The sequence below is a fragment of the Lysobacter sp. N42 genome, from assembly GCF_004344885.1.
The window spans coordinates 68396-87950 of sequence record NZ_SKFB01000010.1; the positions used below are offsets into that span (position 1 = coordinate 68396).

Consider the following 19555-nt stretch of genomic DNA (forward strand, 5'->3'; position numbering starts at 1 on the left):
CCTTCCGGCGCCGTGCCGGAGGGGGAATCCATGTTCGGGGCGGGATGGCTGGCGCTGGTAGCGCTGGCGGCATGCGCGCAGCTGCGCGCCGAAGAGTTCACTCGCGGGGACTACCGCTTCGAGACGGGCCCGGTGCCCGCGTTCGCGAAGCTCGAAAGCATCGAGGCCACGTGGCCGGCGCAGCCGCCGGGCGCAAGTGACCCGCGCTGGCGTTTCTGGCTCTACGACTACCAGGTCGACCGCCGTGGCGGGGCCGAGCACGAGTTCGTCGACTACGTCTTCGAGCCGCGCGCGGCGTCGCTGCTGGGCGAAGCCGGGCGCTTCGAGATCGGTTTCCTGCCCGATTCGCAGGCCCTGACGCTGCACCACGTCGAAGTCCGCCGCGATGGCCGCTGGAGCAGCCGCCTCGACCCGGCGCGGGTCTCGCTGGCCCGCCGGGAACAGGGCTTCGACCAGGACCTCGCCGATGGCGCCGTCACCGCGCTGCTGCTGATCGACGACGTGCGGGTGGGCGACGTCGTGCGCATCTCGTATTCGATCCGCGGCGCCAACCCGATGCTGGCCGGCCAGCGCACCACGTGGATGCGCGGCGGCTTCGGCAGCCCGACGCTCGAAACCCGCACCCGCGTGCTCTACGACGCGGGCACCGCGCTGGAACTGCGGCCCTGGCTGGGCGCGCCCCGTCCGGAGGTGCGCGTGACGCCGGCAGGCGTGGAGGTCGAGTTCGCCGCCATGCGCCTGCCGGCCACGGTCGACCATGGCGATTATCCGCGCGGCTACACGCCGCGACAGGCGGTGCACGTCGGGCGCCGCCAGGCCTGGGCCGACGTGGCGGCCTGGGCACTGCCGATGTATCCGCGCGTGACGGGCGAACTGCCGGCGGACCTGGAAGCGCGGCTGGCCCAGTGGCGACGGCTGCCGGACGCTTCCGCGAAGCTCCGCGCCGCACTGCGTGCGGTGCAGGACGAGGTACGCTACTTCGGCATCGAGATGGGCGAGAACACCCACCGCCCGCATGCCCCCGCCGAGACCTGGACGCGCCGCTTCGGCGACTGCAAGGACAAGGCCTACCTGCTGGTGACGCTGCTCGACCGCCTCGGCGTCGCCGCCGCTCCCGCGCTGGTGTCCGTGGAGGACGGGGCCCGCATCGCGTCCTACGTGCCGGCAGGCGACGTCTTCGACCATGTCATCGTCCGCGCGCGCGTGGACGGGCGCGATGTCTGGGTGGACCCGACCATCTCGCAGCAGGGCGGCGATCCGGCCTCGCTCGATCTTTCCGACCTGGGCCATGCGCTCGTGCTCGAGCCCGGAACGCGCGCGCTTGCCGCGATTCCTGCCCCGCCCGCGGCCACGACCGGCGTCGAGGTGCTCGAACGCATCCGCGCGCATGCCGACGGCGTCGGCGCGGACCTCGAGATCACCACGCTCTACCGCGGCTGGGCGGCCGACCGCGCGCGCCGCGACATCGGCAGCGAACGGCCCGAGGACCTGGCGCGGCGTTACGAGAGCTACTACCGCAAGCGCTACGGCGAGGTCGCCAGCGTGCGGCTGCCCGAACGCATCGACGGGCGCGAGGAGGGCACGTTCAAGGTGGTCGAGGCCTACCGCCTGCCGCGCGCCTTCGAGAAGGCCGGCGGCGACGGCCGCATCGACCTGCATGCCGAAGCGCTCGACGAGCCGACCGCGCTGCCCTCGGCGGTCGACCATCCCGGCCCCCTGCGCGTTCCGTATCTGGGGCGCTACGTGCACGTCACCGAAGTGACGGTGCCCGACGACTGGAGCCCCCATTTCGCCGCCGAGCGCATGTCGCACAGCTCGAAGGCGTTCCGCTTCGAGCGCACGCTCGAGATCGACGGCTCGCTGGCACGCATGCGCCACGAGTACGAGGCCGGCCGCCGCGAGCTGGATCCGGCCGATGCCGGCGCCCACATCCAGGCCCTGCGCGCCACGCGCGACGCGCTGGGCACGCGCCTGAGCTATGCGCGGCCCGCCTCGATCGGGCGCAGCGAGCGCGAAACGCGACTGAAGTCGCTGCTGCGCGATGTCCTGGAGGAAAAGAGCCCATGAAGACCCTGCTCCTTGCCGCGTCGGTCGCCGTGGCGCTGATCGCCCCCCAGGCCCGCGCCTCCTTCGACGCCGCCGGCGCCTGGCGCGGCTTTTTCGAGACCACGTCCTACAGCGACGCCAACGACGCCTATACCGCGCTCTCGAAGGTGGACTACGCCGGCGACGCGGTCGACGCCGCCGCCTGCCGCGAGCATGGCGACCTGCTGGCCTCCGCCGTGCGCACCGTGCCGGTGAGCCTGGCGCTGCAGCATGCCCGCCTGCTCTGCGCCGAGGCGCTGGGCGACGCGGCCGCGGCCGACGATGCGTCGACGGCGCTGGCTTCGCTGGTACGCCATGCCACCCGTGCCGGCGTCGATGGCATCTGGGGTGCGCCCATCCGCGTCGTGCGCCCGGAGGACGTCGACGCCTTCCTGCAGCTCGCGGGCCTGGAGCGCCGCTATGCCTACTACGGCCAGATCTGGCCTGCGGGCGGGCTGCCGTTGAACGTGGCCGCCGTGGGCGAGGGCGGCAGCGAGCGCCACCTGGCCTTCGACTGGGTCGATACGCTCGCGCGCCTCTCCAGCCAGGACCGCTTCCAGGGCCTGCTCATGGACCGCCACATCGTGGCGAACGACTTCCTGGAGGCCTGGGCACGCGATGGCGACGTGGCCGCGGTCGACCTGCTGGCCGGGCGCCAGGCCATGCTGGAATCCGAGCCGCAGACCCGCCGCGACCGGCTGAAGGCGGCGGCCGGGCGCGGCGGCGTGCTGTCGCTGCAGGCCTGGATCGAGGTGTGCCGGCGCATGCCCTTTGCCGGCTGCAGCGAGGGGCTGGTCGACGCGCTGCTGCCACTGGCCGAGGCCGGCCATGCCCTGCCCAGGCTGCAGCTGGCCCAGGCCTACCTCGTCGGCGTGGACGTCGCCCGCGACCCGCAGGCCGCGCGCCGCCTGGTCGAATCCGCCGACCGCGCCTGGCCCCGGGGCATGGCGCTCGCGTACTTCGCGAGCATCCTCGACCTGCACGAGGTTGAACGACCGGACTGGCTGGTCCAGGCGCTCGACCGGGCCGAGGCATCCGGCTCGGTCGCCGTGCGCGCCATGCGGGTGAACGACGCCGTCGAGGCCGGCGGTGCGAGCCTGCGCCCCGGGGACGAGGCCTGGCTGGCCGAGCCCGCGCACAATGCCGCGGGGCGCGGCTACGCGCTGCTGGCCCTGCTGGCCAGCCGACGCGGACAGGAGGCCGAAGCCGTGCGCTGGACCGAGCGCGCCGCCGCCGCCGGCCACGCCGAGGCACTGCGCATCCGGGCCGTCTCCCGCCTGCAGGCCGAGCCCAAGGACGCCGAAGCGCTGCGCCAGCTGGGCGAGGCCGCCCTGGGCGGCGATGCCCTGGCCGTGCGCGGCCTGGCCTACGAGGCCATGACCCGGGGCAAGCCCGTGCTCGCGCGTGACTGGCTGCTGGGCAAGGTGGCCGAGGCCGACGTCGATGCCATCCTCATGCTCGCCGGCCTCTATGCCGACGCGCCGGCGGGCATCGAACAGGGCCCGCGCGAGGCGCTGGAGATCTACGAGCAGTTGCATGCCGAGGTGCCCGAGGCGCGCCGGCGGCTTGCGCTGATGCTGGTCGATGGCGAGGGCGTCGCCCACGACGCGGTGCGCGCGCGCCGGCTGCTGGAGGAGGCCGAGGATGCCCAGTCGCGGGTGCTGCTTGCCGGCCTGCTGCTTTCAGGCCGCATCCCGGGGGACGTCGCGGGCGGCCAGCGCCTGTTCGAGGCGGCGGTCGCCGCCGGCGACCAGGAAGCGGCCAACGACTACGGCCTGTGGCTGGCCGCCAATGCGCCCGACGCCGCCGGGCGCCGGCGGGGCCTCGATCTGCTCGCCGGCGCGGCCGCGGCCAAGATCGACAACGCGCTCAACAACGTCGCCTGGGTGCGCTGCGTTTCGCCCCATGCGGACGTGCGCGACCCCAAGGCCGGCCTGGAGGCCGCGCGCCGCATGGGCGCGCCCGCGCAGCTGGCCCCGGGCCACGTCGACACGGTCGCCGCCTGCGAAGCGGCCGCCGGCAACCATGCGGAGGCGGTGCGGCTGCAGTCGCTCGCGTTGTCGCAGCTGCCCAGGGGCGAGGCCTATGCGGCCATGCGCAAGGCGATGGAGGCGCGGCGTGCGCTGTATGCGCGCGGCGGCCGCTACATCGAGCGGGCGGCCGCGGACTGAAATCGAATGCCACGCGCGCGCCGCGTGGCCCGTGCTAGCGTTCGGGGCCTTCCAGGGAGCCGTTGCTGCATGAGCCACGCCACGCGTCGCACCAAGATCCTCGCCACCCTCGGCCCGGCCACCGACGCGCCGGGCGTGCTCGACGAGCTGCTCAAGGCGGGCGTGGACTGCGTCCGCCTGAACTTCTCGCACGGCGATCCGTCCGCACAGGTGGCGCGTGCCGAGGCACTGCGCGCGGCGGCGCAGCGGGTGGGGCGCGAGGTCGGCATCCTCGCGGACCTGCCCGGCCCGAAGATCCGCATCGAGAAGTTCGAGAACGACCGCGTGCAGCTCAAGGCCGGCGACCGCTTCGACCTGGTCGCGCGCGAGGACGCGCCGGCCGGCAGCGAGCACGAGGTCGGCGTGAGCTACTTGGGCCTGCCGGGCGACGTGGAGGCCGGCGACGTCCTGCTGCTCGACGACGGCATGATGCAGCTGCAGGTCGATCGGGTGGAGGGCGAGCGCATCGTCAGCACGGTGCTCAACGACGGCGTGCTCTCCAACCGCAAGGGCCTGAACAAGCAGGGCGGCGGGCTGTCGCTGGGCGCGCTGACGCCCAGGGACGAGGAGATCATCCATGTGGCCGCGAAGATCGGCGTCGACTTCATCGCCGTTTCCTTTTGCCGCAACGCGCAGGACATGCACGACGCCCGCCGCATCGCGCGCGAGGCCGGCAGCAATGCCGCGCTGGTGGCGAAGATCGAGCGCGCCGAGGCGATCGAGAACCTGACCGAGATCGTCGAGGCCAGCGACGTGGTGATGGTGGCGCGCGGCGACCTGGGCGTGGAGATCGGCGACGCCGAACTGCCGGGCCTGCAGAAGAAGATCATCCGCAAGGCGCTGGACTGCAACCGCATCGTGATCACCGCCACGCAGATGCTGCAGTCGATGGTCGACAGCCCGATCCCGACGCGTGCCGAGGTGCTGGACGTCGCCAATTCCGTCATCGACGGAACCGACGCGGTGATGCTCTCGCAGGAAACGGCCGCGGGCCGGTACCCGGTGAAGGCGGTGCAGGCGATGGCGCGCATCTGCCTGGGCGCCGAGCGGCAGTTCGCACACGACACCGACTTCGAGGCGGCGCCGCGCAACCTCGACCGCGCCGACCAGGCGATCGCGATGGCGGCCATGTTCCTATCCGAGCACATCGGCGTGCGCGCGATCGTGGCGATCACCGAATCCGGCGGCACGCCGCGCTTCCTGTCGCGTTTCCGCGCCCCGGCGCAGATCATCGCGCTCTCCGGCGACGAGGCCGCGCGGCGGCGCATGGCGCTCATGCGCGACGTCACCGCGCTGCCCTTCGAAAGCACGGGCATGACGGCGGGCGTGGCGGCGCGGGCCGCGGCGAAGATGCTGTTCGACCGCGGCCTGCTCGAGGAGGGCGACCGCATCATCTTCACCAGTGGCGAGATCATGCAGCAGCACGGCGCGACCAACACCCTGCGGCTCCTGCAGATCGGGCCGGGCGGCCAGGCCGAGGGGCTGGGCGAGCTCTAGCCCCGGCGACCCGGAAAAGATCCGAACCGGCGGCTGAAATCGTATGCAGGGCGGCCGGTATAATGCCGGCCCCCTCCCTGCGCGCATGGATTCCGAATGAGCATCGAACAGCTTGCCGAGACCGCCCGGGCGATGGTCGCCCCGGGCAAGGGCATCATCGCGATCGACGAGTCGACGAACACGATCGCCAAGCGCTTCGCCGGCGTGGGCATCGAGAATACCGAAGAGAACCGTCGCGCCTACCGCGAGCTGCTGCTCACCACGCCGAATCTCTCCCAGTACATCTCGGGCGCGATCCTGTTCGACGAGACGCTGCGCCAGGGCACCCGGGACGGTACGCGCTTCGCCGACCTGATGACGGCCAACGGCATCATCCCCGGCATCAAGGTCGACAAGGGCCCGCAGCCGCTGGCCGGCTTCCCGGGCGAGGTCGTCACCGAAGGCCTCGACGGCCTGCGCGCGCGCCTGGAGGAGTACTACAAGCTCGGCGCCCGCTTCGCGAAGTGGCGCGCGGTGATCAACATCGGCGAGGACATCCCCACCGGCACCGCCATCGAGGCCAACAGCCACGCGCTGGCCCGCTATGCCGCCCTCTGCCAGGAGCAGGGCCTGGTGCCGATGGTCGAGCCGGAAGTGATCATGGACGGCGCGCACGACATCGACACCTGCTACGAGGTGACGGAAGTCGTGCTGCGCTCGCTGTTCGGCTCGCTCTACGAGTTCAACGTGATGCTCGAGGGCACGATCCTGAAGGCCTCGATGGTGATCCACGGCACCGAGAGCGCCGAGAAGGCCTCGCGCGAGGAAGTGGCCGCGGCCACGCTGCGCTGCCTGAAGTCCACCGTGCCGGCCACGCTGCCGGGCATCGTGTTCCTCTCGGGCGGCCAGTCCGACGAGGACGCCACCGCGCACCTGGACGCGATGAACAAGGCCGGCCCGCACCCGTGGCCGCTGTCGTTCTCCTACGGCCGTGCCATGCAGCAGGCCGCGCTCAAGCTCTGGGCGCAGGACATGCAGGGCAACTACGGAAAGGCGCAGGAAACGGTGTTCGCGCGTGCGCGTGACAACGGCCTGGCGGCCCTGGGGCAGTGGGAAGGCTGATCGACCGCCTCCCGTGACGCGAAGACGCCGGCAGAGTGCCGGCGTTTTCGTTTGTCGCCCCCGTGCGGTGCGCGCAGGGATGCGCCCGGTTGACCACGCCGATGCAACGCTGAGGTCCAGGCCGGGGGACCCGCGCGGGACCATCGATACAGGCCCTGTCATGCCGGCTGGCTAGAATCGCGGATCCTTCCGCATCGCGCCTGCCCATGCCACGTCGAGGCCTCGTCGCTGCCTGCCTTCTCAGCCTGGTGCTCGTCGCCTGCAACCGCAAGGAAGCCGGCCCCGCGCAGGGCCCCGGCGGCGGTGGCGACCGCCCGGCGGTGGTGTCCACCCAGGTGCTGCGCATGCAGCCCTTCGCCGACACGTTGCAGGCGCTGGGCACGGTCCGCGCGCGCGAATCGGTCACCGTCACCGCCGCGGTGAGCGAGAAGGTCGAGGCGGTGCATTTCGACAGCGGGCAGAGCGTGCGCGCCGGTGCGCCGCTGGTCACGCTGACCGGCCAGGCCGAGCGCGCCGCGCTCAACGAGGCCGTGGCCGCCGCGAACGAGGCCGACCGGCTCTACCGGCGCCAGTCCGAACTCGCCGCGCAGCAGCTCATCGCCCGCTCGCAGCTCGACGCCCAGCGCGCCACGCGCGACGCCGCCCGCGCCCGCGTGGCGCAGGTGCGCGCGCAGATCGCCGACCGCGTGGTCCGCGCGCCCTTCGCCGGCGTGCTCGGCCTGCGCCAGGTCAGCCCGGGTTCGCTGGTCTCGCCGGGCACGGTCATCACCACGCTGGACGACGTCTCGCGTGTCCACGTCGACTTCCCCATGCCCGAGACGCAGCTGGCGCAGATCGGTGCCGGGCAGGCCGTCGAGGCCACCGCCGCGGCCTACCCGGGCCGCACGTTCGAGGGCACGGTGGCGACGGTGGACGCGCGCATCGACCCGGCCACGCGCGCGGTCACCGTGCGCGGCGAGTTCGCCAACCCCGAGCGCCTGCTCAAGCCCGGCATGCTGCTGCAGGTGCGCGTGCGCCGGCCCGAGTGGCAGGCGCTGCTGGTGCCGGAGATCGCGGTGGTGCAGGCCGGCAGCGATTCCTACGTGTACCGCGTCACGGCCGATGGCAAGGCCGAGCGCGCCGACGTCAAGCTCGGCACGCGCGCGGGCGGGCAGGTGGAAGTGCTCGAGGGCGTGAAGGCGGGCGATCGCATCGTGGTGGACGGCGTGGGCAAGCTGCGGCCGGGGCAGAAGATCCAGGAAGGCGGCGCGAACGCCGGCACCCCGGCCGCGAAGGGCGCCTGAGCCATGCGCCTGTCCGAGCTGTCCATCCGCCGGCCCGTCTTCGCGACGGTGATGAGCCTGCTGCTGATCGTGCTCGGCTTCATGGCCTTCACGCGGCTGACGCTGCGCGAGCTGCCCGCGATCGACCCGCCCATCGTCTCGGTGGACGTCACCTACCCGGGCGCGTCGGCCGGCGTGGTGGAAACACGCATCACCCAGGTGCTGGAGGACGCGCTGGCCGGCATCGAGGGCATCGAGTCGATCGAGTCGCGCAGCGTCAACGGCCGGTCGGCGATCAGCATCGAGTTCACCCTCGAGCGCGACATCGAGGCAGCCGCGAACGACGTGCGCGACGCGGTGAGCCGGGTGGCCGACCGCATGCCGGACGAGGCCGATCCGCCGGAGATCGAGAAGGTCGAGAGCGACGCCGACCCGATCCTGTGGCTCAACATGTCCAGCACGCGAATGGACACGCTGCAGCTCACCGACTACGCCGACCGCTACGTGGTGGATCGGCTCTCGTCGGTGGACGGCGTGGCGCAGGTGCGCATCGGCGGCCAGCAACGCTATGCCATGCGCATCTGGCTGGACCGCGATGCCATGGCCGCGCGCGGCATCACTGCCGGCGACATCGAATCGAGCCTGCGCGCGCAGAACGTGGAGCTGCCCGCCGGCCGCATCGAATCAGAGACCCGCGACTTCACCCTGCGCGTGGAGCGCAGCTACCGGCAGCCGCAGGACTTCGCGCAGATCCCGCTGGCCAAGGGCGAGGACGGCTACGTGGTGCGGCTGGGCGACGTGGCGCGCGTGGAGCTGGCCACCGCCGAGCGGCGCGCCTACTTCCGCAGCAACGGCGAGCCCAACATCGGCCTGGGGATCGTCAAGACCTCGCAGGCCAACGCGCTGGACGTCGCCCGCGACGTGCGTGCGCTGGCCGAGCAGATCCAGCCCAGCCTGCCCGAGGGCACGCGCATCTTCGTGGCCTTCGACAACACCACGTTCATCGACGCGGCCGTCGAGCGCGTGTACTGGACGCTGGGCGAGGCCATCGTGCTGGTGCTGGTGGTGATCTGGCTGTTCCTGGGCAGCCTGCGCGCGGCGCTGATCCCGGCGGTGACGGTGCCGGTGTGCCTGATCGCGGCGTTCATCCCGCTCTACGCCTTCGGCTACTCGATCAACCTGCTCACCCTGCTGGCGCTGGTGCTCTGCATCGGCCTGGTGGTGGACGATGCGATCGTGGTGCTGGAGAACATCCAGCGCCGCGCCGACCTGGGCGAGCCGCGGCTGGTGGCCGCCTCGCGCGGCACCAAGCAGGTGGCCTTCGCGGTCATCGCCACCACCGCGGTGCTGGTGGCGGTGTTCCTGCCGATCGGCTTCATGGAGGGCAACACGGGGCGCCTGTTCCGCGAGCTGTCGGTGGCGCTGGCCGGCGCGGTGGCGATCTCGGCCTTCGTGGCGCTCACGCTCACGCCGATGATGTCCTCGCTGCTGGTGCGACCGCACAGCGAGGAGAAGTCGAACCCGGTCACCCGGTTCGTCAACCGCGGGCTGGAGCGCCTGGCCTCGGGCTACCGCGGGCTGCTCGAGCGCAGCGTCGGGCACCCCTGGCTGTTCATCCTGGCGATGCTGGCGGCCTTCGCGGCCAGCGTGCTGCTGTTCCGGCTGGTGCCTTCCGAGCTCGCCCCGCCGGAGGATCGCGGCGCGTTCTTCGTGTGGGTGCAAGGGCCGGAGGGCGCGGGCTTCGACTACACCGTGCCGCAGGTGCAGAAGGTCGAGCAGATCCTGGCACGGCACACGGGCGACGCGGCTTCGGGCCGGCCCATCCAGCGTGCCAACGCCCGCGTGCCCGGCGGCTTCGGCGCGAGCGAGGAGATGCACACCGGGCAGGTGATCGTGTTCCTGCAGGACTGGGACAAGCGCGAGGTGAGCACGGACGACGTGGTCAGCCAGCTGCGCCGCGAGCTCGGCGCGCTCGCCGGCGTGCGCGCCAATCCGTCGGTGCGCACGGGGCTGGTGCGCAGCCGCGGCCAGCCGCTGCAGATCGTGCTGGGCGGCCCGGAGTACGGGGAGCTGGCGCAGTGGCGCGACCGCGTGGTCGCGCGCATGGAGCAGAACCCGCAGCTGTTCTCGGTGGACTCGGACTACAAGGAAACCCGCCCGCAGATGCGCGTGGAGATCGACCGCCAGCGCGCCGCCGACCTGGGCGTGAGCGTGAGCGCGATCGGCACGGCGCTCGAGACGATGATGGGCAGCCGCCGCGTCACCACCTTCGTGCAGAACGGCGAGGAGTACGACGTGATCCTGCAGGCCGAGCGCGCGGCGCGCGCGTCGCCGGCGGACCTCTCGCAGATCCAGGTGCGGGCCCGTGATGGCGCGCTGGTGCCGCTGGCCAACCTGGTCACGCTGCGCGAGCTGGCCGAGCCGGGCAGCCTCAACCGCTTCAACCGCCTGCGCGCGATCACCATCTCCGCGGGGCTGGCGCCGGGCTACCGCATGGGCGATGCGATCGCCTTCCTCAACCAGGTGGTCGAGGAGGAACTGCCGGACCAGGCGCAGATCGACTGGAAGGGCGAGTCGCGCGAGTTCCAGGCCGCCGGCGGCGCGGTGGTGCTCACCTTCACGCTGGCGCTGCTGATCGTCTTCCTGGTGCTGGCCGCGCAGTTCGAGAGCTTCGTGCACCCGGCGGTGATCATGCTCACCGTGCCGCTGGGCGTGCTGGGCGCACTGATCGGCCTGTGGCTGACCGGCGGCACGCTCAACCTGTTCTCGCAGATCGGCATCGTGATGCTGGTCGGCCTGGCGGCCAAGAACGGCATCCTGATCGTGGAGTTCGCCAACCAGCTGCGCGACGAGGGCCGCTCCATCCGCGAGGCCATCGTCGAGGCCGCGGCCGTGCGCCTGCGCCCGATCCTGATGACGTCCATCGCCACGGTGGTGGGCGCGGTGCCGCTGGTGCTCGCCGGCGGCCCGGGTTCGGCCAGCCGCGCGACGATCGGCATCGTGGTCATCTTCGGCGTGTCGTTCTCCACGCTGCTCTCGCTGTTCGTGATCCCGGCGTTCTACCTGCTGCTGGCGAAGTACACGAAGTCGCCCGAAGCCACCGGACGCGAGCTGGAGCGGCTGGAGACGGTGACGCCCCAGGCGGGTGGGCATGCCTGAGGCGCGGCAGCGAAGGCGGTCACGACGCGAGCTGAAGGCCACGCGTGGCGTCAGGTGAAATGAGCGGCTGACGTCACTGGCCCCCGTCTTCGCGGCGGCGACGGCGTCCTGGCGGTGATGGTGGCTTCGCGCCCCGAGCTGTCGTTCGGGCGGGGTCTGCGAGCCGTGCTGGCGGCGCCCGCACGTCGTTCCCGCGACGGCGGGAACCCGGGGACTTTTCCGGCCCGCGCCTGGCATCGGCGACAATCAGCTGCCCGCTGCCCGAGACGCCGCCATGAACCGCCCGCCCGGCCCCTGGAACCGCCCGCCGCGCCGCGACGCCGCAGGCCCCTACGGCGAACGCAGGCCCCGCGGTGCCGGGCCTGCGCCCGGTCGCGAGCAGGGCGGGGACACGCCGGCGGCGCGCGCGCAGAACGAGGAACTGCGCGTCCATGGGCTCAATGCCGTGCGCGCCGTGTTCGCCCGCCGCCCGCAGGCCATCCGCAAGCTCTACCTGGCCGAGGCGCGCATTCCCGCGCTGCAGCCGCTGCTGAAGTGGTGCGTGGCCCATCGCATCGGCTATCGCGTGGTGGAGGACGGCGACCTGCAGAAGCTCGCAGCCAGCGCGCACCACGAAGGCGTGGTCGCCGACGTGCTGCGCGAGGCCCCGGTGCCGCTGTCGACCTGGCTGCGCGACCTGCCCGCCGGCCCCTGCTGCGCGCTCTGGCTCGACGGCGTGGGCAATCCGCACAACTTCGGCGCGATCCTGCGCTCGGCGGCGCATTTCGGCGTGGGCGCGATCCTGCTGCCGAAGGACTCCCCGCTCGCGCTCTCGGGTGCCGCCGCTCGCGTGGCCGAAGGCGGCGCCGAGGCCGTGCCGCTCGTGCGCCTGGGCCGGGCCGACAATGCGCTCGCGCAGCTGCGCGGTGCGGGCTTCGCGCTGGCCGCCACGGTCGTCGACGGGGGTGGCGATGCGTTCGCGACACCGCTTCCCCCGCGCCTGGTCTACGTCATGGGCGCCGAGGGCGAGGGCATGGACCGCGCATTCGCGCAGGCCTGCGACCTGCGCCTGTCGATCCCGGGCACCGGCGCGGTGGAGAGCCTGAACGTGGCGGCCGCGACGGCGGTGTTCCTGGCCGCATGGGCGCGTACGCGGCACGGCTGAGGCGGGTTGCGCGCACCTTCATCCGTGCCTGCCGCACCCGAGCACGGGGCGCGGGGCATGCAGGGCCGCATCCGACGTCCGGGGCCTGACCGGGCGTGACGCGCCGTGCCGGCGTCAGGCCGGATCCAGCGGCAGTTCGACGTCGATGGACGTGCCGCGATCGTCGCTGTGGATGTCGAACCTGCCGCGCAGCTGCTGGGCACGCTCGCGCATCGTGATCAGCCCCAGGCCGTCGCGCCGGTCGCGTGCCAGGCCGCGACCGTCGTCTTCCACGTGCAGCCGCAGCGTCGTGTCGTCGCAGTCCAGGCGCAGCAGCACGTGGCGCGCATGGGCATGCCGTAGCGCGTTGGTCAACGCTTCCTGCGCGATGCGGAAGCAGGCCAGTTCGACCTCGCGCGGGGGGCGGCAGGGCAGCGGCGGCACGTCGAGCGTGAGCGCCGGGCCATCGCCACGGAACAGGGCGCCGGCCTGCCAGCGCAGCGCGGCCTCCAGCCCGAGCGCATCGAGCTGCGGCGGGCGCAGCAGCAGCGAGAGGTCGCGCAGCTTGGCCACCGTCTGGTCGGCGATGGCCACGATCTCCTGCGCGACCTCGCGCACGTAGCGCGGATCGGCGTCGCCGAGCAGGGCGACGGCCGAGAGCTTGATCGCGGTGATCGACTGGCCGATGTCGTCGTGCAGCTCGCGCGAGAGCGCGGCGCGCTCGTCCTCCTGCACGGTGATGAGCCGGCGGGCGAGGGTACGCAGCTCCTCGCGCTGGCGGGCGAGTTGCGCGGCAAGGTCGTCGAGGTCGTCGGGCGATGCGGCAGGCTCCATGCCGCGAGTCTGCCATGCGCTGCGGCAGTGGCCGCGTAGCGTGCGATGCGGCCCCGGAAACGACGAAGCCGCCACGCGGGGCGCGGCGGCTTCGGGGCTGCCCGGGCAGCCCCCGGAAGGTCGTGGATCAGAACAGCTCGACGCTGCCGGCTTCCATCGACTGCTGCATCACCGGCTTGTGCGGCGGGCGCTCCCATTCGCCGCGCATGCCGGCGATGCGCTGCGCGATCTGCGAAAGCGCGCGCTGCACCTCCGCATCGTGGTGCGGGCGATGCAGGAGCTCCTGCAGCGCGACGGCCTCGCGGTTGATCGATGCGAGCCGCTCCAGGTGCACGCTGGCCGCGCCGAGCGCCTGGGTGGCGATGTCCTCGAACTGCAGCGAGCGCACGGCCTCGGCGACCGAGCCGTCGATGCTGCGGCCGCAGTCGGAGATCTCGCGCATGCCGTTGCCCAGGGAGCGGTTGATTCCCTCCACGCGCTCGAGCATGGCGGCGGCTTCGCCACGGGCGGCACGCGCCCGGTCCATGTCGCGGTTGGCCATCGTGGTGACGGTGTCGCGCACCTTGGCGATCGCGTCCTTGGACGAGTGGGCGAGCTTGCGGATCTGCTCGTTGAAGGCGGTGCTGCGCTCGGACAGGTTGCGAACCTCGTCCGCCACCACGGCGAACCCGCGGCCCGCCTCGCCTGCACGGGCGGCCTCGATGGCGGCGTTGAGCGCGAGCAGGTTGGTCTGGTCGGCGATGGACTTCACGTCCTCGAGCAGGGCGAAGATGCCGTCCAGGTGCTCGGCCATCGCATCGATGTGCGTCACGGTGTGGCTGCTCTGGCCCGAGACGGCTTCCAGCGCCTCCACGAGCTGCTCCATCTGCTGGCTGGCCTGCACCGCGAAGCGCTGCACGTCGACGCCGCTGCCCGCGTCGGAGCGGTCGATGAGGCGGGCCACCACCTGGCTCTGCTCGCGTGACTTGCGGTTGACCGCCTCGAAACTGGTTCCGAGCTTGCCGACCGCTTCGCGGATCAGATCGCGCGTGCGGTCGATTTCGTGCCGGCTGCCGGTGATTTCGGTGGTGACGAAGCTGCGCAGCTCCTCGAGCACGCGCATCTGCTCGCGCAGGCTCGACACCTGCCGGCCGCCGATGCGGCTCACCGACCAGGCGAACGCGCCCCAGGCGGCGGCCATCGCGACGAGGACGCCCCAGGTGACGGCAGCGGGCCAGCGCAGGCCGACGGCCAGCATGACGAGGAGCGTGAGCACCGCTGGAGCGGCGAGGCGGATGAGTACGCGGGAGTCCATCGGAGCTCTCTGCAGAAGGTTCACCCGGAATAACGGCAGGGCGGCGGGGCGCTTTAGCGGACGGCGTCGTTGTTCCGGCGCCCGGGCTCGCGCGTGGTGGCCTGCAGCAGCCGTTCCGCGATGCGCGGCAGCGGCAGCACTTCGCCGGCCGCATCGCGCGCGACGGCCGCGCCGGGCATGCCCCAGACCACGCTGGTGGCGCGATCCTGGGCGAAGGTGGCGCCGCCCGCCCGGCGCACGGCCAGCAGGCCGCGCGCGCCATCCTCGCCCATGCCGGTGAGCAGCGCTGCACAGGCGTTGGGCCCTGCGTGGGTGGCGATCGACTCGAACAGCACGTCGACGCTGGGGCGATGGCCGTTCACCGCGGCGTCGCCGGCGACGCGGCACACCCAGCGCGCGCCGCTGCGCTGGATGCGCAGGTGCTGCCCGCCGGGCGCAACGTAGGCGTGGCCGGGCAGGATCGGCTCGCCGTCCTCGGCATGGCGCACCGTCATGCGGCTGTGTCGATCCAGCCGCTCGGCGAATGCGCGGCTGAAGCTTGCGGGAATGTGCTGGGCGATGACGATCGCCGGAGCGTCCGCCGGCATGGTCGCCAGCACGCTGCGGATGGCCTCCGTGCCACCGGTCGAGGCGCCGATCGCGATCAGGCGGTCGGTCGTCCGGTATCCGGTGATCACGATCGCGCCCCGCGCGTCCGCTCCCGCTCCGGGCGGCGGCAACCCCGTCACGCGTGCCTGCGCCGCCTCGCGCACCTTCGACCGCAGCAGTGCGCCGTAGGCGGCCATCCCGCTTGCCACGTCCACGCAGGGCTTGGTGACGAAGTCCACGGCGCCCAGTTCGAGCGCATCCAGCGTGACCCTCGCACCGGCGGCGGTCAGCGTCGATACCATCACCACCGGCATCGGCCGAAGGCGCATGAGGTTCTGCAGGAAGGTCAGGCCGTCCATGCGCGGCATCTCGACGTCCAGCGTGAGGACGTCGGGGTTGAGCTGCTTGATGCGCTCGCGGGCGATGAACGGGTCGGAAGCGGTGCCGACGACCTCGATGTCGCCATCGGCCGGCAGCAGTTCCGACATCAGGCGGCGGATCAGCGCCGAGTCGTCGACCACCAGCACGCGCACGGGCCGCGGCAGCGGTGCCGGGTCGCCGGCGCTCACGAGAACAGCTCCACGCTGCCCGACACCGGCGCCCGCGTGAGCCGGCCGTACAGCGCGCGCTCGGCACGCACGATCTCCTCGTCGCGCGTGATGGGAAGGCGACGCACGAGGGCGCGGCCGGTCTGTGCGAAGAAGCAGACCTTGCGGGGATGCACGTCGCCCAGGTCCTGCGCGAGCACCGGAATCCGCTCGGCGCCGAGGTAGTCGAGCACGAAGCGCGCGTTGCGGGTGCCGATGGGATCGCTGGTGAAGCCGCGCAGCACGTTGCCGCCGCCGAAGACCTTGGCCTGGAGGTGGCTGCGGCGCGCGCCGCGCTTGAGCAGGTCGTTGATCAGCAGCTCCATTGCATGCGCGCCGTAGCGCGCGCTGCCGTCGCCGCCGCGGGGCGGCAGGCTCGCCGGCTGTGCGTCGGGGAGCATGAAATGGTTCATCCCGCCCACGCCCAGGGCCGGATCGTAGAGGCATGCCGCCACGCACGAGCCGAGCAGGGTCACCAGCGCGATGGGCTGGTCCGTGACGCGGTATTCGGCGGGCAGGACGCGGAAGGCGCGGGTCTGCAGCGCCTCGTCGAAGTAGGCGCCGGGCTCGGCGGCGATGGCGGCGGCCGAGCTCATCGTGCCCGCGCCCGGAAGATGGTGCGGCCGCAACCCGTCACCAGGTCCGCCGCGTGGCTGAAGCTCTCCGAGTGGCCGGCGTAGAAGCGCCCGTCCGGCGCGAGCAGCGGCATCATGCGCTGCAGCAGCCGGTACTGGGTAGGCTTGTCGAAGTAGATCATCACGTTGCGGCAGAAGATCGCCGTCAGGCCGGGGGCGATGCCGTAGTCGCGGTCGAGCAGGTTGAGCGGGCGGAAGCTCACCAGGTCACGCAGTTCCCGCCGGACGCGGCACATGCCTTCGTGCGGACCGGTGCCTCGCTGGAAGAACGCGCGCCTGCGCGCCTCGTCCAGGGGCTCGATGCGGTCCAGGCTGTAGATGCCGGCCTCGGCCGTCGCAAGCACCTGGGTGTCGATGTCGGTGGCGAGGATCCGCACCGGCGGGGCGAGGGTGCCGAAGGCCTCGCAGGCGGTGATGGCGAGCGACCACGGCTCCTCGCCGGTGCTCGCGGCCGCGCACCAGATCCTCAGCGGCTGCGTGATGCCGGGGCCCGCGGCCTCGCGCAGCTGCGCCAGCAATGCATCGAAGTGATACGCCTCGCGGAAGAACGAGGTGAGGTTGGTCGTCAGCGCGTTGATGAAGTCCTGCCATTCGCCGCCGTCGCCATGCTCGAGCGCATCGAGGTAGGCGCCGAAGCTGGCGAAGCCGCCTGCGCGTACCCGGCGCACGAGGCGGCTGTAGACCATGTCGCGCTTGTGGTCGGCCAGGCTGATCCCCGCACGCTGGTGGATGAGCGAACGGACGCGGTCGAAGTCGCGCGCCTCGAAGGCGAAGCCGCGTTCGACCGGCGCCGTCGTCGCCAGCCTGCCCATCAGGCGTTCCGGCGCCGCCACGGCGCATTGGCCGGGTCTTGCGACTGTTCGGCCAGCCAGCGCTCGAATGCCTCCGGCGCGAGCGCGGGCGCGTACAGGAACCCCTGGGCCGAGTCGCAGCCGATGCCACGCAGCAGTTCGGCCTGCTCCGGGCTTTCCACTCCCTCTGCCGTCACGTGCAGCTCCATGTTGCGGGAGATGAGGACGATGGACTTGACGATGGCCGCGTCGCCGCGGTTGTCGAGCATGTCGCGCACGAACGAGCGGTCGATCTTGACGCGGTCGATCGGGAAGCGCTGCAGCATCGACAGCGAGGCGAAGCCGGTGCCGAAGTCGTCGAAGGACAGCCGGACGCCGCGCTCGCGCAGGCCGGCGAGCGCGCGCGATGCGCTGTCGTCGGGCTTGAGTGCGATCGTTTCGGTGATCTCCAGCTCCAGGCGCTCGGCCGGCAGGCCCGTGGCGCCGAGCGCCTGGTCGACGTCGCGGCCGAGGTCGGTTTCGTGCACCTGGCCCGGAAACAGATTGATGGAGATGGCGATGTCGCGGCCGGCCACCTTGGGCCAGCGCGCGGCGTCGCGGCATGCCTGCTCGATGATCCAGCGGCCGACGTCGAGCGCGAGAGCGCTGTTGCTGAGCGTTTCGATGAATGCCGCAGGCGGCAGCAGCCCCCGTTCCGGATGGCGCCAGCGCAGCAGCGCCTCGGCGCCGAAGGCCAGCCCGGTGTCGAGATCGATCTGCGGCTGGTAGTGCAGCTCGAACTCGCCGCGCGCATGGGCGCGGCGCAGCTCGATCTCGAGCATGCGCCGGTCGATCACTTCGCGGCGCATGCCCAGGTCGTAGCGGCAGACCTGGCGTCCGCCGCGGGCCTTCGCCTTGTAGAGCGCGAGGTCCGCGCGCGCGATCAGCTCGCTGGCCGAGGGCGGTGCGTCGGCCTGTCCTGCGTCCTCGCGCAGGACCAGTCCGATGGACGCCTCCAGATGGATGGGATGGCCCGACACCTCGAGCGGCTCGGCCACCTGGCGCAGCATCTCGGCCAGCTGCACGAGGATCACGTGCTCGGGGGTGTCGTTGAAGAGCAGCGCGAACTCGTCGCCGCCGAAGCGGCCGACGGTCGCGCCGGCGGGCATGGACGCGCGCAGCCGCGAGGCCGTGGCCTGCAGGACGGCATCGCCCGCCGAATGGCCGAGCGTGTCGTTGATGGTCTTGAAGTTGTCCAGGCCCAGCAGCGCCAGTGCGAGGGGCGCGTCGGTGGCTTCCAGGCGCGCACTGAGGGTTTCGGCGACGGCGGCGCGGTTGGGCAGCCCGGTGAGCGCGTCGTACAGGGCGATCTGGCGCAGGGTGGCCTGCTGCTCGAGGTCCTCGGTGATGTCGCGCAGGATGATCGCCTGCCCGTGGCCGTGGCCGAGCTGCCAGGTGCAGCGGGTGGCGTCGAGCGTGCGCACGTCGCCCTTGGGGCCCAGCGTGCGCAGGTGGTAGTGCGGCTCGCGGCGCAGCACGGCGTCGAGGTCCTCGCCGTGCAGCCAGGTGCTGGCGCCGGCGGGGTCGGGCTGCAGGTAGGTGGGGAAGAGCACGTCCACCGGCATGCCCTGCATGCGGCGCGCGCGCAGGCCGAACATCGCCTCCGCCGCGCGGTTGGCCAGGGTGATCTGGCCGTGTTCGTCGGTGACCACCATCGCGCTGAAGGTGGCCTGCATGATCTGCGTGGCGATGCGGTTGCGGCGCAGCAGCTCGTGGCGCTCGAGCAGGCGCTCGCCGATGGCCGCCAGGCGCTCGATGGCGCGCAGCAGCTCGCGGCCGCAGGACTCGCGTGGCGCGGTATCGGCCACGGCCAGCACGCCGACCTGGCTGCCGTCGCGGCCGAACAGTGCCTGCGCGTGGAAGAAGCGCACGCCGGGATGGCGCCAGACCAGCGGCTCGGAGTCGAAGCAGGGATCCTGGCAGGCGTCCGGCACCGTCAGCCGTGGCGCTTCGACGGTGACCGGCGCGCACAGGGCGACGCAGTGCGGGTCGGATGCAGCATCGGCTCCGTGCCGCGCGATGACCCGCAGGCTTTCATCGGCCGCGCGGGCGAGCAGCCAGGCCATCGGCGCGTCGCCCATGCGTGCCGCCAGGGCGACCAGATCCCCGAACTCTTCCGCCGGCATGGCCCCCGGCGCGCCGTCGCCAGCCGCGGCAAGGGCCGCAACGGAAAGCTCGGGCGGATGCGGGGGCAGGTTCAGCGGCATGGAAACCTCGGTGTCGCCGTAGGAGGACCGGAGGCCGCAAAGCGGCGGTCCGGCCAACGGGTTAACGGCGGCGGGCGGCCGCACTTGATGGGCCGGCCGTGCCGGCCGTCACGCGGTGGTGCGGTTGGCCACTGCCGCCGCGC

Annotated in this window: 13 protein-coding genes; 7 read left to right on the forward strand and 6 right to left on the reverse strand. The window is 72.4% G+C overall.

Features of this window, described 5'->3' with window-relative positions; genetic code table 11:
* The first annotated feature begins 30 nt into the window (after positions 1-30).
* From EYQ95_RS15245 to EYQ95_RS15275, 7 genes are all read left to right on the forward strand, one after another.
* Entirely contained in the window at positions 31-2067 is a 2037-nt protein-coding gene (locus tag EYQ95_RS15245) for a DUF3857 domain-containing transglutaminase family protein (protein WP_132328073.1), read from the forward strand.
* The gene (locus EYQ95_RS15250; RefSeq protein WP_132328074.1) at positions 2064-4256 is read left to right on the forward strand and encodes a hypothetical protein; all 2193 of its coding nucleotides are present in this window, start codon (positions 2064-2066) and stop codon (positions 4254-4256) included. Before EYQ95_RS15245 ends, EYQ95_RS15250 begins: the two co-directional genes overlap by 4 nt.
* 69 nt (positions 4257-4325) lie before the next feature.
* Positions 4326-5792: a pyruvate kinase gene (gene pyk / locus EYQ95_RS15255; protein WP_132328075.1), complete on the forward strand. Its 1467-nt coding sequence runs from the start codon at positions 4326-4328 to the stop codon at positions 5790-5792.
* Positions 5793-5888: 96 nt separating this feature from the next.
* On the forward strand, positions 5889-6893 hold the full coding sequence (locus EYQ95_RS15260) for a class I fructose-bisphosphate aldolase (protein WP_132328076.1): 1005 nt from the start codon (positions 5889-5891) through the stop codon (positions 6891-6893).
* 206 nt (positions 6894-7099) lie between these two features.
* Complete coding sequence (locus EYQ95_RS15265) at positions 7100-8176, forward strand: efflux RND transporter periplasmic adaptor subunit (protein ID WP_132328077.1); 1077 nt, start codon at positions 7100-7102, stop codon at positions 8174-8176.
* 3 nt (positions 8177-8179) lie between these two features.
* Positions 8180-11314 carry an efflux RND transporter permease subunit gene (locus EYQ95_RS15270; protein ID WP_132328078.1) on the forward strand — a complete coding sequence of 1045 codons (3135 nt, stop codon included), beginning with the start codon at positions 8180-8182 and terminating at the stop codon, positions 11312-11314.
* Between the two features lie 274 nt (positions 11315-11588).
* The gene (locus tag EYQ95_RS15275; RefSeq protein WP_132328079.1) at positions 11589-12458 is read left to right on the forward strand and encodes a TrmH family RNA methyltransferase; all 870 of its coding nucleotides are present in this window, start codon (positions 11589-11591) and stop codon (positions 12456-12458) included.
* Positions 12459-12572: 114 nt separating this feature from the next.
* Here EYQ95_RS15275 and EYQ95_RS15280 read toward each other — a convergent pair whose 3' ends face one another.
* From EYQ95_RS15280 to EYQ95_RS15305, 6 genes are all read right to left on the reverse strand, one after another.
* Positions 12573-13271, reverse strand: a complete 699-nt coding sequence (locus EYQ95_RS15280) for a sensor histidine kinase (protein WP_132328080.1) — start codon at positions 13269-13271, stop codon at positions 12573-12575.
* 127 nt (positions 13272-13398) lie between these two features.
* Positions 13399-14565, reverse strand: a complete 1167-nt coding sequence (locus tag EYQ95_RS15285) for a methyl-accepting chemotaxis protein (protein WP_132328081.1) — start codon at positions 14563-14565, stop codon at positions 13399-13401.
* A gap of 53 nt (positions 14566-14618) precedes the next feature.
* Positions 14619-15722 carry a chemotaxis response regulator protein-glutamate methylesterase gene (locus EYQ95_RS15290; RefSeq protein ID WP_370451262.1) on the reverse strand — a complete coding sequence of 368 codons (1104 nt, stop codon included), beginning with the start codon at positions 15720-15722 and terminating at the stop codon, positions 14619-14621.
* Positions 15719-16336 (reverse strand): chemoreceptor glutamine deamidase CheD, encoded by a 618-nt coding sequence (cheD, locus tag EYQ95_RS15295; protein WP_132328082.1) that lies wholly within the window; start codon positions 16334-16336, stop codon positions 15719-15721. Before cheD ends, EYQ95_RS15290 begins: the two co-directional genes overlap by 4 nt.
* Complete coding sequence (locus EYQ95_RS15300) at positions 16333-17187, reverse strand: CheR family methyltransferase (protein WP_132328083.1); 855 nt, start codon at positions 17185-17187, stop codon at positions 16333-16335. The genes cheD and EYQ95_RS15300 overlap by 4 nt, the downstream gene beginning before the upstream one ends.
* Entirely contained in the window at positions 17187-19412 is a 2226-nt protein-coding gene (locus tag EYQ95_RS15305) for a bifunctional diguanylate cyclase/phosphodiesterase (RefSeq protein WP_132328084.1), read from the reverse strand. Before EYQ95_RS15305 ends, EYQ95_RS15300 begins: the two co-directional genes overlap by 1 nt.
* Positions 19413-19555 lie beyond the last annotated feature (143 nt).

What these genes read in the sequence shown, in the direction of transcription:
- EYQ95_RS15245 (WP_132328073.1), top strand. Translation starts at nt 31, where the DNA reads ATGTTCGGGGCGGGATGGCTGGCGCTGGTAGCGCTGGCGGCATGCGCG.
- EYQ95_RS15250 (WP_132328074.1), top strand. Translation starts at nt 2,064, where the DNA reads ATGAAGACCCTGCTCCTTGCCGCGTCGGTCGCCGTGGCGCTGATCGCC.
- pyk (WP_132328075.1), top strand. Translation starts at nt 4,326, where the DNA reads ATGAGCCACGCCACGCGTCGCACCAAGATCCTCGCCACCCTCGGCCCG.
- EYQ95_RS15260 (WP_132328076.1), top strand. Translation starts at nt 5,889, where the DNA reads ATGAGCATCGAACAGCTTGCCGAGACCGCCCGGGCGATGGTCGCCCCG.
- EYQ95_RS15265 (WP_132328077.1), top strand. Translation starts at nt 7,100, where the DNA reads ATGCCACGTCGAGGCCTCGTCGCTGCCTGCCTTCTCAGCCTGGTGCTC.
- EYQ95_RS15270 (WP_132328078.1), top strand. Translation starts at nt 8,180, where the DNA reads ATGCGCCTGTCCGAGCTGTCCATCCGCCGGCCCGTCTTCGCGACGGTG.
- EYQ95_RS15275 (WP_132328079.1), top strand. Translation starts at nt 11,589, where the DNA reads ATGAACCGCCCGCCCGGCCCCTGGAACCGCCCGCCGCGCCGCGACGCC.
- EYQ95_RS15280 (WP_132328080.1), bottom strand. Translation starts at nt 13,271, where the DNA reads ATGGAGCCTGCCGCATCGCCCGACGACCTCGACGACCTTGCCGCGCAA.
- EYQ95_RS15285 (WP_132328081.1), bottom strand. Translation starts at nt 14,565, where the DNA reads ATGGACTCCCGCGTACTCATCCGCCTCGCCGCTCCAGCGGTGCTCACG.
- cheD (WP_132328082.1), bottom strand. Translation starts at nt 16,336, where the DNA reads ATGAGCTCGGCCGCCGCCATCGCCGCCGAGCCCGGCGCCTACTTCGAC.
- EYQ95_RS15300 (WP_132328083.1), bottom strand. Translation starts at nt 17,187, where the DNA reads ATGGGCAGGCTGGCGACGACGGCGCCGGTCGAACGCGGCTTCGCCTTC.
- EYQ95_RS15305 (WP_132328084.1), bottom strand. Translation starts at nt 19,412, where the DNA reads ATGCCGCTGAACCTGCCCCCGCATCCGCCCGAGCTTTCCGTTGCGGCC.